Origin of the sequence: Streptomyces gobitricini (assembly GCF_039532985.1) — a bacterium.
In the GTDB taxonomy this organism is placed as follows: Bacteria; Actinomycetota; Actinomycetes; order Streptomycetales; family Streptomycetaceae; genus Streptomyces; species Streptomyces gobitricini.
In genome coordinates, this window is sequence record NZ_BAAASR010000019.1 from 79,455 (window position 1) to 95,311 (window position 15,857).

General features: G+C 72.8%; 16 protein-coding genes. 3 read left to right on the forward strand and 13 right to left on the reverse strand.

Annotation, left to right across the window (positions count from 1 at the left end):
- The first annotated feature begins 28 nt into the window (after window positions 1-28).
- Both ABD347_RS18465 and ABD347_RS18470 read left to right on the forward strand, forming a co-directional pair.
- On the forward strand, window positions 29-892 hold the full coding sequence (locus ABD347_RS18465; RefSeq protein WP_344362581.1) for a 3-hydroxybutyryl-CoA dehydrogenase: 864 nt from the start codon (window positions 29-31) through the stop codon (window positions 890-892).
- Window positions 893-1,038: 146 nt separating this feature from the next.
- The gene (locus ABD347_RS18470; protein WP_344362584.1) at window positions 1,039-1,296 is read left to right on the forward strand and encodes a hypothetical protein; all 258 of its coding nucleotides are present in this window, start codon (window positions 1,039-1,041) and stop codon (window positions 1,294-1,296) included.
- A 10-nt stretch (window positions 1,297-1,306) separates the two neighbouring features.
- Here the strand turns inward: ABD347_RS18470 and ABD347_RS18475 are convergent, their stop codons facing one another.
- The 10 genes from ABD347_RS18475 to infC form a co-directional block, all read right to left on the reverse strand.
- Entirely contained in the window at window positions 1,307-1,837 is a 531-nt protein-coding gene (locus ABD347_RS18475) for an NUDIX hydrolase (RefSeq protein ID WP_344362586.1), read from the reverse strand.
- 77 nt (window positions 1,838-1,914) lie between these two features.
- On the reverse strand, window positions 1,915-3,255 hold the full coding sequence (locus ABD347_RS18480) for an NsdA family TPR-like regulatory protein (protein WP_344362588.1): 1,341 nt from the start codon (window positions 3,253-3,255) through the stop codon (window positions 1,915-1,917).
- Between the two features lie 272 nt (window positions 3,256-3,527).
- Window positions 3,528-4,586 carry a PP2C family protein-serine/threonine phosphatase gene (locus ABD347_RS18485; RefSeq protein ID WP_344362589.1) on the reverse strand — a complete coding sequence of 353 codons (1,059 nt, stop codon included), beginning with the start codon at window positions 4,584-4,586 and terminating at the stop codon, window positions 3,528-3,530.
- Window positions 4,587-4,736: 150 nt separating this feature from the next.
- Window positions 4,737-7,265 carry a phenylalanine--tRNA ligase subunit beta gene (gene pheT / locus ABD347_RS18490; RefSeq protein ID WP_344362591.1) on the reverse strand — a complete coding sequence of 843 codons (2,529 nt, stop codon included), beginning with the start codon at window positions 7,263-7,265 and terminating at the stop codon, window positions 4,737-4,739.
- Window positions 7,265-8,404 (reverse strand): phenylalanine--tRNA ligase subunit alpha, encoded by a 1,140-nt coding sequence (pheS, locus tag ABD347_RS18495; RefSeq protein WP_344362593.1) that lies wholly within the window; start codon window positions 8,402-8,404, stop codon window positions 7,265-7,267. Before pheS ends, pheT begins: the two co-directional genes overlap by 1 nt.
- Before the next feature lie 139 nt (window positions 8,405-8,543).
- Window positions 8,544-9,692 carry a sensor histidine kinase gene (locus ABD347_RS18500; protein ID WP_344362596.1) on the reverse strand — a complete coding sequence of 383 codons (1,149 nt, stop codon included), beginning with the start codon at window positions 9,690-9,692 and terminating at the stop codon, window positions 8,544-8,546.
- Between the two features lie 54 nt (window positions 9,693-9,746).
- Window positions 9,747-10,601, reverse strand: coding sequence for a TrmH family RNA methyltransferase (locus ABD347_RS18505; protein ID WP_344362598.1), 855 nt, complete (start codon window positions 10,599-10,601; stop codon window positions 9,747-9,749).
- A gap of 109 nt (window positions 10,602-10,710) precedes the next feature.
- A complete protein-coding gene (rplT, locus tag ABD347_RS18510; protein WP_064068121.1) occupies window positions 10,711-11,097 on the reverse strand; it encodes a 50S ribosomal protein L20 in 387 nt (128 codons plus the stop codon).
- 102 nt (window positions 11,098-11,199) lie between these two features.
- Window positions 11,200-11,394, reverse strand: a complete 195-nt coding sequence (gene rpmI, locus ABD347_RS18515; protein ID WP_041128339.1) for a 50S ribosomal protein L35 — start codon at window positions 11,392-11,394, stop codon at window positions 11,200-11,202.
- A gap of 101 nt (window positions 11,395-11,495) precedes the next feature.
- Entirely contained in the window at window positions 11,496-12,134 is a 639-nt protein-coding gene (gene infC / locus ABD347_RS18520) for a translation initiation factor IF-3 (RefSeq protein WP_344362616.1), read from the reverse strand.
- A 359-nt stretch (window positions 12,135-12,493) separates the two neighbouring features.
- Here infC and ABD347_RS18525 point away from each other — a divergent pair, with 359 nt between their 5' ends.
- Complete coding sequence (locus tag ABD347_RS18525) at window positions 12,494-12,868, forward strand: DUF1844 domain-containing protein (RefSeq protein ID WP_344362602.1); 375 nt, start codon at window positions 12,494-12,496, stop codon at window positions 12,866-12,868.
- 73 nt (window positions 12,869-12,941) lie between these two features.
- Here ABD347_RS18525 and ABD347_RS18530 read toward each other — a convergent pair whose 3' ends face one another.
- Genes ABD347_RS18530 through ABD347_RS18540 form a run of 3 tightly spaced genes read right to left on the reverse strand, consistent with a single transcriptional unit; the run spans window position 12,942 to window position 15,677 of the window.
- Complete coding sequence (locus ABD347_RS18530; RefSeq protein WP_344362604.1) at window positions 12,942-13,676, reverse strand: SseB family protein; 735 nt, start codon at window positions 13,674-13,676, stop codon at window positions 12,942-12,944.
- A 22-nt stretch (window positions 13,677-13,698) separates the two neighbouring features.
- Complete coding sequence (gene mycP, locus ABD347_RS18535) at window positions 13,699-14,871, reverse strand: type VII secretion-associated serine protease mycosin (RefSeq protein ID WP_344362606.1); 1,173 nt, start codon at window positions 14,869-14,871, stop codon at window positions 13,699-13,701.
- Window positions 14,868-15,677, reverse strand: a complete 810-nt coding sequence (locus ABD347_RS18540; protein WP_344362618.1) for a hypothetical protein — start codon at window positions 15,675-15,677, stop codon at window positions 14,868-14,870. The genes mycP and ABD347_RS18540 overlap by 4 nt, the downstream gene beginning before the upstream one ends.
- Between the last annotated feature and the right edge of the window lie 180 nt (window positions 15,678-15,857).

Genomic DNA, 15,857 nt, shown 5'->3' on the forward strand with positions numbered 1-15,857 from the left:
CGCATGGAAGATCAGCGAAAGGCACGATGTGACCGACATCGAACGCGTCGGAGTGGTGGGCTGCGGCCAGATGGGCGCGGGCATCGCGGAGGTGTGTGCCCGTAGCGGCCTGGAGGTCAAGGTCGCCGAGACCACCGGCGAGGCTCTGGAGATCGGCCGTACCCGGCTGTACAACTCGCTCTCCAAGGCCGCGCAGCGGGGGAAGATCACCGAGGAGGAGCGCGACGCCACGCTCGCCCGGCTCAGCTTCACCACCGACCTCGGCGAGTTCGCCGACCGTGACCTGGTCATCGAGGCGGTCGTCGAGAACGAGCAGGTGAAGACCGAGATCTTCCAGGTCCTCGACCAGGTCGTGACCCGCCAGGACGCGATCCTCGCCTCCAACACCTCCTCCATCCCGCTGGTGAAGCTGGCCGTGGCGACCTCCCGCCCCGACCAGGTCATCGGCATCCACTTCTTCAACCCGGCCCCGGTGCAGCAGCTCGTCGAGCTGATCCCGGCACTGACCACCTCCGAGGGCACGATCAGCCGTTCCCAGGCCGTGGTCGAGAAGGCGCTCGGCAAGCACGCCATCCGCGCCCAGGACCGCTCCGGCTTCGTGGTGAACGCGCTGCTGATCCCGTACCTCCTCTCCGCGATCCGGATGTTCGAGTCGGGCATCGCCAGCCGGGAGGACATCGACAACGGCATGGAGATGGGCTGCGCCCACCCCATGGGCCCGTTGAAGCTCGCCGACCTGATCGGCCTGGACACGGTCGCCTCGGTCGCGGACTCGATGTACGCCGAGTACAAGGAGCCGCTGTACGCCGCTCCCCCGTTGCTCCAGCGCATGGTGGACGCCGGGCGCCTGGGCCGTAAGACGGGCTCCGGCTTCTACCCGTACGGGTCGTAGGGCCCTCCGGCCGGTAACGGAGCGCGACGAAGTTTCGCACGGGGTGTGCGGAGCGTGTTCGCATATGCCCTGCGCACACGCTCCCCCCGTCTCCTCCGGGGGAGTTGACTCGGAACCGCCGAGTCAACGAAGAGGAGCGGAATACCGTGACCACCGACCCCGCACACTTAACAGCCCCGGAGGAGTTCGCAGAGCTGCGCCGCTGTCTCGACGTCGGGCTCGCCCGGATCGACGGGCAGCTCGCGCTGCTGGCCCAGCGCCACGGCCAGATCGACCGCGATCTGACCGATCTGGCAGCGCGCGTCACCACCTTGGAGCAGGCCAGGTGGCCGATGCCCGCCGTTTCCGCGCTCACCGCCGTGGGCGCCCTGGCGGTGGCGGTCTGGCAGGCCGTCGGCAACTGACCCGGGCACGTCAGCCCAGCCGGAGATGGTGCAGCATCAGCAGCCCGGCCGCCATGTTGGCGGCCGGGACCTCTCCGCGGGCGATCATGTCCGGAACGAGTTTCAGCGGTATCCACTCGCGGCGCGACGACTCGAAGTCGTCCTGGGGGTGGCCCGTGTAGGTCGCCTCCTCCGCCCAGTACAGATGGTGGCGGGCGTCGGTCAGGCCGTTGGACGGCTCGACGGTCAGGAGGTGGTGCAACTGCCCCGGGCGCCACCCCGTCTCCTCCTCCATCTCGCGGGCGGCCGCGGCGGCGATGTCCTCGCCGTCCTCGACCACCCCCGCGGCGAGCTCCCAGCCCCAGCTGTCCGTGATGAAGCGGTGCCGCCACAGCAGCAGCACCTCGTTGGCCTCGTTGACGGCCGTCGCGACGGCCACCGGGCGCATACGGATGAGGAAGTGGTCCAGGTGCCGACCGTCGGGGAGTGCGACATCCGCGAGATTGACCTTGAACCAGCGGTTCTCATAGACGGTTTGTTCGTTCAGGTTCGTCCACTGCACTTTTCTGCCACCTTCCGACAAATAGATGGCAATATCGCAGCAGGCCTATGGACCGGGCGGAACGTCGCACGGGAAGGTCACAGCGGCACGCGCAGCGCCCCGTCGATGAGGCCCGCCGCCTCCTCCGCCTCGCTGCACCCGCTCGCCACCAGGTGCTCACGCACCTCGCGCAGCCGGTCGCGCAGCCGCTGCGACTCCATCCCCCTCACCCGCTCCGCCATCTCGGCCGCCGTCCGCGCCGCCCGGTCCGCCTCGCCCTGCCGCAGTTCGATCTGGCTCAGCATCGCCAGCCGGTGCACCCGCCCCCGGTCGTGCGCGGGGGTGCGCACGGCGGCCGCGGCATGCTCCCGCGCGCCGTGCAGGTCGCCCAGGCTCAGCAGCGCCTCGGCCACCTGCACGTTGACCAGGCCCGGCTGGACGTAACCGGTCTCGTCCGGCTCGTGGCCCGGCCGGATCCGCTCCGCCTCCGACTCCGCGCGCCGGATGCATCTCAGCGCGCCGGAACCGTCACCGAGGTGCGCGTACGCCTTCGCCTGCATCGCGTACAGGTCCGCGGCGAGCGCCGGAGTGATCTGCCGGCCGGCGGTCCGCAGCGCCGCCTCCGCGAACGCCACCGCCTGCCGGTACTCCCCCATGAACAGCGACTGGTTGACCAGGAGGGCGATCACATACGCGCCGAGCCCCCGGTCGCCGCTGGCCTTCGCCAGCCGCAGCGCCTGGTGGAAGTAGCGCTGGGCGAGGCCGTGCGCGTCCGAGTCGTACGCGCAGATGCCGGCGACCGCCACCAGCCCGCCGGTCGCCCGGTGCAACTGGCGGCCCAGGGCGTCGTTGTAGCCGCCGCGCAGCAGTGGCGCGGTCTCGGCGTTGAGGAAGCCGACGATCCGGGCGCGGGTGGCGATCCCGCCCGCCCGGCGGTACATCAGCTCGTAGTGGGCACGGGCCGCGCGCAGCATGGTGATGTCCGAGACGCTGACGCGGGTCTGGCCCTCGCGGGAGACGTCCCCGTCCTCCGGGGGGTTCTCCCACTCCCAGACCGGCATCACGGCCGGCGTGCCGGTCACCGCCGGTGCGCCCAGTATGTGCGGCCGTTGCTGCTCGTCTGAGCGCCACAGCGCCGTCGCCCGCTCCACGAAGCCGGACAGCGGGGAGCCGTGCGTCACGGCCGTTTCGCCGGGGACGCCCAGCCCGATGTCGTCCAGGGTGACCGGCCGGCGCAGCCGGGCGCCCAGCACCTCGCAGATCAGGTCCGGCACCTGGCCACGTGGTCGCTGGCCCTTCAGCCAGCGGGCCACGGCGGTGTGTTCGTACCGCAGTGCCAGGCCTCTGGTCCGTCCGGCCTGGTTGACGTGGGCGGCCAGGCCCGCGTGCGATATCCCCGCCTCGTCGAGCAGGGCGTCGAGCAGGGTGTTGGGCTGCATGGGCCCCTCCGGTGACTCGGTGGGCCCAGACTAGTGGAGCCCGGTTCGCACGGGGTGTGAACGGAATGCCCGTATCCGTGCCCCGCGCGCTCTGTCGCCATGCGGCCGGCGCCGGTTGACTGGGCGGTCTCACACAGAGGCGGCCGGGCCGCCGGCTCCCCCCTCGTACAGTGCGGCGGCCCGTCGAAGCGTCGTTCGTCCTGCCCGATCTGCCCGACACTCCGGGGCAGGGCGGACGGCGCGGGCCGCACCGTCCATGTATCTGCCGGCCACTAGCGAGGGGAGGGTGCGGGCCGGGTACGGCACGGTCCCGGGTCCGCGGACTGCGCCGGCACCCGGCAACGGTCGTTGCGCACGACCATCAGGGCCACATCGTCGGTGAGCCGCCCGCCGGTGTGGCGCAGCAGCGCCGCGTGCACCCGGTGGATCAGGGCCGCCGGGGGCACCGGCGCCCCGCGCACGGCCTGGTCGAGCACCTCCCGCAGCCGGAAGAACCGCCCCGAGGCGTCCCGCGCGTCCTCGGCGCCGTCCGTGTGCAGGAACAGGGCCTCGCCCGGGGGGAGCGTCACACACCGGTGCACGGTCAGCTCGTCCGGCAGCGGGAAGGTCCCGAGCGGCGGCAGCGGGTCCCCGGCCGCGACCGGTTCGGCCCCCGCCCGGCCCAGCCGGTAGGGCCACGGGTGCCCGCAGTTGAGGGCCAGTACGGCACCGTCCCGGCGGATCTCCAGCAGCAGTACGGTGACGAACTCCTCCGCCGACGGGCTGTCCGGATCCCACCCGCCCGACGCGGGATGCTCCTGCCGCGCCCGGTCCCGCTGGTGCCGCCCGAGCGCCCGCTCCAACCGCCGCAGCACTCCGGTGAGTTCCGGTTCGTCGTGCGCGGCCTCCCGGAAGCTGCCCAGCACGGCGGCGACCGCCCCGAGCGCGGGCAGCCCGTGACCGCGTACGTCACCGATGACGATCCGCACGCCGTGCGGGGTGGCGACCGCCTCGTACAGATCGCCGCCCACCGCCGCGCCGCGGGCTGCCGACAGTTGCGCGGCGGCGAGGGACAGGCCGTCCAGTCCGGGCGGTGGTGGGCGCAGCAGCACCTGCTGGGCGGCCTCGGCCACCGCGCGGACCTGTGCCAGCTCCTTGGTCAGGCCTCGGTGGACGCCCAGGACCAGCCCGGTGCCCACGGTGAAGAAGACGGCGCTGGTGGCGATCCGCGTGGCCGTCCCCTCCTGCTGGGCGATCGGGCAGGTGAGCTTCCACAGGATGGCGACCCCGCCCCAGAGGGCGGGCAGGGCGAGTGGGGCGAGGCGACGAATCCAGGTTCGCGTACGCAGCATGCGGACCGCCCTTCTCCAGGCCCCTCCTCGCGGTCGGGACGATTGTGTCGATCGTCCATGGCCGGAAGGAAAGTCCACCAGACCTCCCACTCGAACGAGTGAGGGGCATGCCGGTGTTTCCGGACATGCCCCTCATCACGCGGGGAACGGTCAGGCGCCGCGCAGCACCGCGCCCGTCCGCTCGGCGGCGACGGCCACCGCGGCGTCACGGGCGGCCGAGGCCTCCTCGACGGTCAGCGTGCGGTCCGCGGCGCGGAACCGCAGCGCGTAGGCGAGGGACTTCTTGCCCTCGCCGATCTGCTCGCCCTCGAAGACGTCGAACAGCCGGATGGACTCCAGGAGTTCACCGGCGCCCTCGCGCAGCGCCTCCCCCACCTCGGCGGAGGGGACCTGCCGGTCCACGACCAGGGCGACGTCCTGCGTGGCGACCGGGAACGCCGAGATCCGCGGCGCGCGCACGGCACCGGCCGAGGCCCGCTCGACGGTGTCGAGGTTCAGCTCCATCGCGCACGTACGGGCCGGCAGGTGCAGTGCCTTGACCACGCGCGGGTGCAGCTCACCGGCGTAACCGACGACCTGCTCCTCGCCCTCCACCACCACGGCGAGCTCGGCGCAGCGGCCCGGGTGCCACGGTCCGTACTGGCCCTGGCGGACGATCAGCTCGGCACCGGCCTCGCGGGCGACGGTCCGGGCGGCCTCGACCGCGTCGGCCCAGTCGGACGGGCGGCCCTTGCCCCACCAGCCGGCCTGCTCGCGTGCGCCGGCGAGCACCACGGCGGCGTGCCGGGGCTGCTCCGGCAGCACGGCGTTGACGCCGGCGATCTCCTCGTCGGTGGGGCGCCGGTCGACGGGCAGCCGCACCGCGACGCCCGGCTCACCGGCGGCCCGGAAGACCAGACCGGTCTCGAAGAGCGCCAGGTCGTGGCTGCCGCGGCCGTCGTTGCGGCGCAGCGCGCCGAGCAGGCCCGGCAGCAGCGCCGTACGGAGCGCGGGCTCCTCGTCGGACAGCGGGTTGACCAGCTTGACGAGCCGGCGGCACGTGTCGTCCGCCGGGATGTCGAGCTGGTCGAGGACCTGCTCGCTGATGAACGGGTAATTCAGCGCCTCGACGTACCCGGCACCGGCCAGGGCGCGGCCCACGCGGCGGTGGGTGCGCTGGCGCTCGGTGAGCCCGCGGCCCGCCGGGGGCTTGGGGAGCGTGGAGGGCAGGTTCTCGTACCCCTCGAGCCGGATGACCTCTTCGGCGAGGTCGTTGGGCTCGTTCAGGTCGGGGCGCCAGGACGGGGCGGTCACGACCAGCTGGTCCTGGCCGAACACGTCGCAGCCGACCTCCTGGAGGCGGCGGACGACGGTCTCCCGGCCGTACCCCACGCCCGCGACCCGGTCGGGGTGGTCGGCGGGCATCGTGATCGTGCGCGGCGCGGACGGCGCGAGGACCTCGGTGACACCGGCCTCCGCGGTGCCGCCCGCGAGGAGGACCAGCAGGTCGACGGTGCGCTGCGCGGCAGCGGCGGCGGCCTGCGGGTCGACGCCGCGCTCGAAGCGCTTGGACGCCTCGGAGGACAGCTTGTGGCGGCGCGCGGTGCGGGCGATGGAGATCGCGTCGAAGTGCGCGGCCTCGACGACCACCTCGGTGGTGCCGCGGGCCTCGCCGGTCTCCGGGTCGGTGGCGGCGTCGGCGATCTCGGTGTTGGCGCCGCCCATGACACCGGCGAGGCCGATGGGGCCGCGGTTGTCGGTGATGAGCAGGTCGGCCGGGTCGAGGACGCGGACCGTGCCGTCGAGGGTGGTGAGCTTCTCGCCCGGCTCGGCGCGGCGGACCGTGATGGGTCCGTCGAGCCGGGAGCGGTCGTAGGCGTGCAGCGGCTGGCCGAGCTCCAGCATCACGTAGTTGGTGATGTCGACGGCGAGGCTGATCGGGCGCATGCCGGCCTTCTGGAGGCGGCGCTGGAGCCAGATCGGCGAGCGGGCCTCCGGGTCGAGGCCGACCACGGTGCGCGCGGTGAAGCGGTCGCAGCCGATCGGGTCGGAGACCTTGACCAGGTAGCCGTACGAGTTGGGCGCGGGCACGTCGAGGAGCGCCGGGTCCCGCAGCGGCAGGCCGTAGGCGGTGGCGACCTCGCGGGCGATGCCGCGCATCGACAGGCAGTAGCCGCGGTCGGGCGTGACGGCGATGTCGAGGACCTCGTCGTACAGCTCCAGCAGCTCGGTGGCGTCGGTGCCGACCTCGTACTCCGGCGGCAGCACGATGATGCCGTGCGTGCCGTCGTCGCCCATGCCCAGCTCGTCGCCGGAGCAGATCATGCCGCGCGAGACCCTGCCGTACGTCTTGCGCTCGGCGATCCGGAAGTCGCCGGGGAGGACGGCTCCGGGCAGGGCCACGACGACCTTGTCGCCCTCGGCGAAGTTCCGGGCGCCGCAGATGATCTCCTGCGGCTCACCGGTGTTGTTGGCCTGGCCGACGTCGACGGTGCAGAAGCGGATCGGCTTCTTGAACTCGGTCAGTTCCTCGATGGTGAGGACCTTGCCCACCACGAGCGGGCCCGTCAGGCCGGCGCCGAGCTGCTCGACGGTCTCGACCTCCAACCCGGCCGACACCAGTTTGGCCTGTACGTCACGGCCGGTCTCCGTCGCCGGCAGGTCGACGTACTCCCGCAGCCACGAAAGCGGGACCCGCATCAGATCTCCATCCCGAACGGCCGGGTGAACCGGACGTCACCCTCGACCATGTCTCGCATGTCTTCGACGTTGTGGCGGAACATCAGCATCCGCTCGATGCCGAACCCGAAGGCGAATCCGCTGTACTTCTCGGGGTCCACGCCACAGGCGACGAGCACCTTGGGGTTGACCATTCCGCAGCCCCCCAGCTCGATCCAGCCCTCGCTGCCGCAGGTGCGGCAGGGCCGGTCCGCGTTGCCGACGGACTCGCCGCGGCAGACGTAGCAGAGCATGTCCATCTCGGCGGACGGCTCGGTGAACGGGAAGAAGTTCGGGCGCAGCCGGGTCTTCATGTCCGGGCCGAAGAGCGCCTGGACCATGTGGTCCAGGGTGCCCTTGAGGTCGGCCATGGTCAGGCCCTCGTCGACGGCGAGCAGCTCGATCTGGTGGAAGACCGGGGTGTGCGTGGCGTCGAGTTCGTCCGTGCGGTAGACGCGGCCGGGGCACACGACGTACACGGGCGGCTCGCGGTCGATGAGCGTGCGGGCCTGCACCGGGGAGGTGTGCGTGCGCAGCACGATGCCGGACTCGTCGCCGGAGGTGGCCTTTCCGTCGGGGGAGGTCCCCTCGACGAAGAAGGTGTCCTGCATCTGGCGCGCCGGGTGGTCCGGCACGAAGTTCAGGGCGTCGAAGTTGAACCACTCCGCCTCGACCTCGGGGCCTTCGGCCACCTCGTATCCCATGGAGACGAAGACGTCCGCGACGCGCTCCATGAGGGTGGTCAGCGGGTGGCGGGCACCGGCCGGGGTGCGGTCGTGGGGCAGCGTGACGTCCACGGCCTCCTCGACCAGCACGCGCGCGTCGCGCTCCGCCTCCAGCTCGGCCTGGCGGGCGGCCAGTGCCTTGTTCACGGCACCGCGGGCCTGGCCCACACGCTTGCCGGCCTCGGCCTTGGCATGCGGCGGCAGGGCGCCGATCTCCCGGTTCGCGAGCGCGAGCGGCGAGGTGGGACCGGTCTGCGCGACCTTGGCCTCGTGCAGCGCGTCGAGGTCACCGGCGGCGGCGAAGGCGGCGAGCGCCTCGTCCCGCATGCGCTCGATCTCTTCCGGTTTCAGTGCCTCGACCTCGACTGGGTCGTACGACTTGTTCGGTGCCGACATCTCTTCCCGTACTTCCGATGGGCTGGCTGGGGCCCCCGCTCGACGACCGAGGACGCAAAGGTGCCAAAGGACGAGTCTAACGGGGTGCGGGCAGGCGGCTGAGCCGCGGATCAGCCCGTGGACACGTGAGCGGCCTGTGCTAGGTCAGACAGGCCGGGGTGCCCACGGGCAGCGTAAATCGGAACTGGGCGCCACCGGCGGGTCCGCGGCCGACCGTGATGGTCCCGCCGTGCGCCTCGACGATGCCCTTGACGATGTACAGGCCGAGGCCGGTGCCGCCGCGCTTGCTCCCCCGCCAGAAGCGGGTGAAGACACGGCCCATCGACTCCTCCGGGATGCCGGGGCCTTCGTCGCTCACGGTGACGGCCGTTCCCTTCTCGTCGTCGTGCGGACCGGTGGGTGCCACCTCGATGGTGACGGTTCCCTCGCCGTGGCGCACGGCATTTTCGAGCAGGTTGCCGAGAACCTGGTCGATCTTGTCCGGGTCCGCCCACAGGTCGGGCAGCGGACGGCGTACGCGGACGAAGAACCGGTCGGGGGACTGGCCGCGCGCGGTGTGCGCCTGGATGTGGCGGCCGATGGCGGCGGCGATGTCGACCGGCTGGCGGCGCACCTCGAGGCGGCCGGAGTCTATTCGGGAGATGTCGAGGAGCTCGGCGATCAGCCGGGTGACGCGGTTGGCGTCGGCGTCGACGGTCTCCAGCATCAGCCGCTTCTGGTCGTCGGTGAACCGTTCCCACTTGGCGAGCAAGGTCGCGGTGAAGCCCTTGACGGAGGTGAGCGGTGAGCGCAGCTCGTGGGCGACGGTGGCGATCAGCTCGGCGTGGCTGCGCTCGGTCCGGCGGCGGGCCTCGGTGCCGCGCAGGGTCACGACGACCTTCCGTACGGGCCCGAGGGGCTCCTCGCGTACGTAGCGGGCGGCGACGAGCACCTCGCGGTTGCCGGGCAGCAGCAGGTTGCGCTCGGGCTGCCCGGCACGGATGGCGAGGCCTCCGTACGGGTCGGTCAGCGTCCACCAGCGCCGGCCCTTGAGGTCCTCCAACGGCAGCGCCTGTTCCAGGGGCCGTCCGATCGCCTCGGCGCGGGGGACGGCGGTGAGGCGTACGGCCGCGGCGTTGAAGCACACCACGAGGCCGTTCTCGTCTGCGACGACAAGCCCTTCCGGGAGGTCCTCGGGGTCGATCGCGGGCGCGCCCGCGCCGGGCGCCGCGGGACTCGCGGAACCGCCCGCGCCCCTGCCCACTAAGGCGCCCTCCCGCGCCGCGGGCCTGCTGGTGCCGACCGTCATCCCCGTCTCCCACCCCTCCGTGTGACGCAGCGGGCCCCCGAGCCCGCCACCCTACTAGCTGGATGTGACGGAGCGGCACCCTCCGGCAGCACGCTGCGCACGCGCGGAGCCGTAGAGACATACGGCGGCGGCGGTCGCCAGGTTCAGGCTCTCGGCCTTGCCGTGGATCGGTACGCGCACCACGGCGTCCGCCAGGGAGCGGGTCTCCTCGGGCAGGCCCCAGGCCTCGTTGCCGAAGATCCAGGCGGTGGGCCCGCCCATGGTGCCCGCGTCGAGCTCGGCGTCCAGGTCGTCCTCGCCCGCCCCGTCGGCGGCGAGCACCCGCAGACCCGCGCCGGTCAGCCCGGCGACGGCCTCCTCGACGGGGACACCGACGGCGACCGGGAGGTGGAAGACGGACCCGACGGAGGCGCGTACGGCCTTGGGGTTGTAGAGGTCGACGGAGGCGTCGGTGAGGACGACGGCGTCGGCGCCCGCCGCGTCGGCGCACCGCAGCACCGTCCCGGCGTTCCCGGGGTCGCGTACGTGGGCGAGGACGGCGACGAGCTTGGGGCGGCCCCGGAGGATCTCCTCGAACGGCGAGTCCAGGAACCGGCACACCCCGAGCAGCCCCTGCGGGGTGACGGTCTGCGAGACCTCGGCGAGCACGGCGTCGGAGGCGTGGTGGACGCGGGCGCCGGTGGCGCGGGCGGCCTCGACGATGTCGGCGTACCGCTCGGCGGCCTCGACCGTGGTGAACAGCTCCACCAGGGTCGGCTCACCGCCGCCGCGGTGCGCGACGGCCTCGCGCACGGCCTGGGGGCCCTCGGCGATGAACCGGCGCTCCTTGCCCCTGAAGTTGCGCTTGGCGAGCCGCCGCGCCGCGATGACGCGCGGGGAACGGGGGGAGATCAGCTCAGGGGTGCCCATGGTGGTCGGCGGCTCTCTCAGTGGTGACGGCGCGTGATGACGGCGGAACAGACCGGACCCGCAGGCTCGGGGCCTGCGGGTCCGGAGGGAAGAACTGCGGCCTGGGAGATCAGGCAGCGGCCTTCGGGGCGTTGACGTCGCTCGGGAGCGCCTTCTGGGCGACCTCGACGAGCGCGGCGAACGCGTTGGCGTCGTTGACCGCGAGCTCGGCCAGGATCTTGCGGTCCACCTCGATGTTGGCGGCCTTCAGACCCTGGATGAGGCGGTTGTACGTCATGCCGTTGGCGCGGGCAGCGGCGTTGATGCGCTGGATCCACAGCTGACGGAAGTCGCCCTTGCGCTTCTTGCGGTCGTTGTAGTTGTAGACCAGCGAGTGGGTGACCTGCTCCTTGGCCTTGCGGTACAGGCGCGAACGCTGGCCGCGGTAGCCACTGGCCTGCTCGAGGATCGCCCGGCGCTTCTTGTGGGCGTTGACTGCCCGCTTGACGCGTGCCACTTGTTAACTCCTTGTAGCGGGGCCGTGGTTGGACTCACACGGCCCGGAAACGATATGGGTCCCGGTGTCGGGCTGCCCTCGTCGCCGAGGGCGGGAGGTCAATCAGATGCCCAGCATCTTCTTGATCTTGGCGCTGTCACCCGGGGCCATCTCGGCGTTGCCGGTGAGGCGACGCGTCAGCTTGGACGACTTGTGCTCGAGCAGGTGGCGCTTGCCGGCGCGCTCGCGCAGGATCTTGCCGGAGCCGGTGACCTTGAAGCGCTTCTTGGCACCGGAGTGCGTCTTGTTCTTCGGCATAGCGCCGTTCTCTCCTCGTCAGTGGCGCTCCCAGCCGGTCCGGGGACCGGCGCGCGGGAGCGTCATGTGTGTCGGTTGAATCCTGGGCGGGTGCCCGGGAATCAGGCCTCGGCGGCCTCGTCGGCGGGCTCGTCCGCGTGGACGGCCTCGTCCGCGTGGGCGGGCTGGCCCTGGCGCTCCGCCTTGCGGGCGGCCTGCGCCTCGCGGGCCTCGGCCATTGCCTCGGTCTTCTTCTTGTGCGGCCCGAGAACCATGATCATGTTCCGGCCGTCCTGCTTCGGGTTCGACTCGATGAAGCCGAGGTCCTGGACGTCCTCCGCGAGCCGCTGCAGCAGCCGGAAGCCGAGCTCCGGCCGGGACTGCTCGCGACCACGGAACATGATCGTGATCTTGACCTTGTCGCCCTGCTTGAGGAACCGGACGACGTGACCCTTCTTGGTGTCATAGTCGTGCGGGTCGATCTTCGGCCGGAGCTTCATCTCCTTGATGACCGTGTGCGCCTGGTTCTTGCGCGCCTCACGGGCCTTCATGGCCGACTCGTACTTGAACTTGCCGTAGTCCATGAGCTTGCAGACCGGCGGACGGGCGTTCGCCGCGACCTCGACGAGGTCGAGATCGTACTCCTGCGCAAGCTCCAGGGCCTTGGCAAGCGGAACAATCCCGACCTGCTCGCCGCTGGGACCGACAAGTCGCACCTCGGGAACGCGAATCCGGTCGTTGATGCGGGGCTCGGCGCTGATGGATCCTCCTCGGTAGCACCACGCGACCGCCTGGCGGACGGACGCGTAACGTCTGTTGTGTCAAGACCAACCGCACCGGTGCATGAAAAACGCCCCGGACGGGACACAGGCGGGGCTCCTCGTGCTACCGGAGCACCGCCACGGCGTACCGCGGGGCGCACATCGGGCGGCTCCATCGTCCGTACGGAACGATGGGCGCCACCTGACCGGTGACCCGCCGTCCCGGGGGACGGCCAGGTGGGAGATCGGAGCCTCCACTTGTGGGCCGGAACACGAGTCGCGTCCGGCCGGTCGTCACACCAGGTTACCAGCTCCTGCCGGGTGCGGCTAACCGGGACGGGGCGCATATCGTGGGCGTCATGAGTGACGCCACGCCGAGCAACGCCTCCGCCGCACAGACCACCGATTTCGAGACCATGACCCGCGACATCGCGGAGGTCCCCGCGGTCGAGGTGATCGTGACGGTCGCCGTGAACCTGATGAGCGCCGCCGCGGTCAAGCTCGGCCTCACCGAGGAGGGCGACCAGTACAAGGACCTCGACGAGGCGCGCAAGCTGATCCACGCGCTGGCGGGTCTGCTGGACGCGGGCGCGACGGAGATCAGCTCGTTCCACGCGGCGCCGCTGCGGGACGGGCTGAAGTCCCTCCAGCTGGCGTTCCGCGAAGCGTCGCTCATCCCCGACGAGCCGGGCCAGGGGCCGGGCGAGAAGTACACCGGGCCGGTCTTCGGCTGATCTCCCGTCTTCGGCCGATCTCCCGTCTTCGGCCGATCTCCGTCTTCGGCCGATGTCCGGTCTTCGGCCGGTCTCAGGGCCGCACGTAGAAGGGCTCGCCCGGGGGCGTGGCCGTGACCGGCAGGATCGCCAGGTCGAGGCCGCGCACCAGGCGGGCCCTCAGCGTCTCGTCGGCCGCCAGTGCGCGGGCGACGCGCTGGGCGGCCTCCGCGGGGGACGCGTCCGGCGCGAGGACCAGGGCGAGGGTGCCGTCCGCCGTGCCGGGGCCCAGGTGGGCGCGGAGCACCACGGGCTCGGCGGCGACGACGGCGCGCACCGCCGCGGTGACGGCCGGGTCGGCGAGCGGGTCGGTGGAGACCCGGCCCTCCGCGAGGGCGAGCAGCGCCCGGCCGGTCAGCTCGTACGGCACCGGTCCGGCGAGGTCCAGCAGCAGCGTGTCGGCCTTCTCGTGGGCGGCGGCCTGGAGCGCCTGGTGCAGCGGCACGGCGACGGGCCGGGCGGCCGGGTCCCACAGGGCCAGGGACGCCAGGGACGTGAACGCCGGCAGCGCGCGGCGGTCACCGGCGGTGAGCGTCGGCACGGCCATGTCGCTGGTCTTCTCGCGGCGCAGCCCGGTCTCCTCGTCCTCCTCGACCTCGCCGAGGACGGCGACGACCGGGACCAGCAGCCGGGCGCCCCTGAGGGCCGCGAGGACCCGTGGCTCGGCTGCCCGGTCCTCCGCCCAGGCCGAGAGTGCCTCGGAGAGCCTCGGGTCGGCGGTGCCGTCGTCGTCGGAGAAACCGGGGTCAGGGATGTTCTTGAGCGCCACGCGACGAGCCTAACGGCGCCCGTCAGCGCCCTGTGCCGCGGCCCCCGCGCCACAGCACGACCGCGGCGGCCAGCAGGAGCACGCCGATGGCCCCGGTGACGGGGGCGAGCAGGCCGACGCCCCCGGAGTCGTCGCGCTCGAGGGCGGGCCCGGCGCCGAAGTAGCGCCTGCCGTAGCCGGCGGTGGCGGCCTTGGGGTCGGCCGGGCGCAGTTCCGCGCCCGCCTCGATCGCCGCGGCCGGATCGACCGTCCCGTACCCCTTGTCGATGTCGTGGCCGCCGCCTTGGGGGCGGTCGCGCGCGGTGTCCGTGAGGAGCTTCTTGATCTGGGCGGGGGTCAGGCCCGGGTGGGCGGCCCTGACCAGGGCGACGGCACCCGAGACGAACGCGGAGGCGGCGCTGGTGCCCCAGCCCTGGTAGTACTTCCGGTCCGGGTCGGCGATCACGATGTCGACGCCGGGCGCGCTGACGGTGGCGTACCAGCGGCTGGTGGAGAACGCGGCGTGGGTGCCGTACCGGTCGACGGCGGTGACCGCGATGACGCCGGGGTAGGCGGCCGGGTACGAGATGTGGTCGCCCTTGTCGCCGCCGTTGCCGGCCGAGGCGACGACGACGACGCCCTTGGACAGGGCGTACTGGACGGCGGCGTCCTCGCCGGCGTCGGGGTGGGCGGACTCGCTGTCGTCGCCGAGGGAGAGGTTGATGACGTCGGCGCCCTGGTCGACGGCCCAGCGGATGCCCTGGGCGAGGGCGGTGCCGCGGGTGTTGCGGGCCTTGGTGCGGGCCGGGTCACCGCCTTCGAGGATGACGCGGACGGGGAGGATCTTCGCCTCGGGTGCGATGCCGAGGACGCCGTCCTCGCGGCCGGGTCCGTGGCCGTGGCCCGCGATGATGCCGGCCATGGAGGTGCCGTGGCGCGCCCAGGCACGGTCACCGCGCTTGGCGCCGAAGCCGATGAGGTCCTTGCCGGGCAGGACGTTGCCCGCCAGGTCGGGGTGGGTGTGGTCGACCCCGGTGTCGAGGACGGCGACGGTGACGCCCGCGCCCTTGGTGGTGCGCCAGGCCTCGGCCGTGTGCATCGCATCGAGGCCCCACTGCTGGGCGCGGATGCCGTCGGCGTGGGCCGGCGTGGCTGGGAGCACGGCGAACGCGGCGGCGAGGGCGGCGGTGAACACCGTACGGCGGCGGTACGTCATCGGGGCTCCTGCGTGGCCTTGCCGGTCTTCGCCGTCGTACGGAGGCCCCGCTCGATCCTGTCGGCGATGCCGTCGGCGTCGTGACCGAGCCCCGCCTGGGCGGGCGTGCTCGTCTGTCCCTGGGCCATCGCCTCGGCGGCGGGCTGCGGGTCGCCCACGGTACGGCCGTCGGCGAAGCCGGAGACCGCGTAGACGACGACGGGTACGTCGGTGAGGACGCTGACCCGCCAGCTCGCGCGCTGGGCGTCGCCGAAGCGCGCGGCGACGGTGCCGGGCGCGGCGAGGGTCCGGGGCAGCAGGTCGGTGCGCTCGTCGAGGCTCTCGTCCGCGAAGCGCTCGCGCAGCGCGGTCATGCCGGGGCGGTCGGCGTCGGTGAACACCATGCCGACGGTGGTGACGCTGGTGGAGGTGGCGTCGGTGTAGGTGGCGCGCAGCACGCGTTCGCACCCCACCGGCCGCAGGGCCTTGACCAGCAGCGGGTCGAGCGCACCGGTGCAGGGGCCGTCGGGTGCGACCGCGACCCGCGTCCAGGTCCGGTCGGCCCGTCCGGGTCCGGCGCCCTCGCCGTCGAGGGTGCGGGGGAAGAGCGAGTCGACGGGCACGGAGTGCCACAGGCCGCGGGCCTCGGTGTACCGGTCCGGGGACTGCGCGGCGGAGTCGCCCACGAGCCAGGCCCCGGCGGCGGCCCCGCCGGTGAGCCCGAGGCCCAGCACGAGGCAGGCGACGGCCGCGGCCGCGCGGGCGGGGTGCCGCCCGGGCACGGGCCGGAGGCGGGTGGTCGTCTCGACGGGCGTCTCGGGCGGCATCCAGTAGGCCGGGGCGGCGGGCGGGGCGGCGGCGGCCCCGGGGCGGGGGGTGAGGTCCACGGCACCGACGGGCCGCCGCCGGGTGGGCGGTGTGACGGGCGCGGCTGCCGGCGCGGCGGGTCCAGCTGCCGGCGCGGCGGACGCGGCCTGCTGGACGGCGGGCGCGGCCCGCTGCGCGGC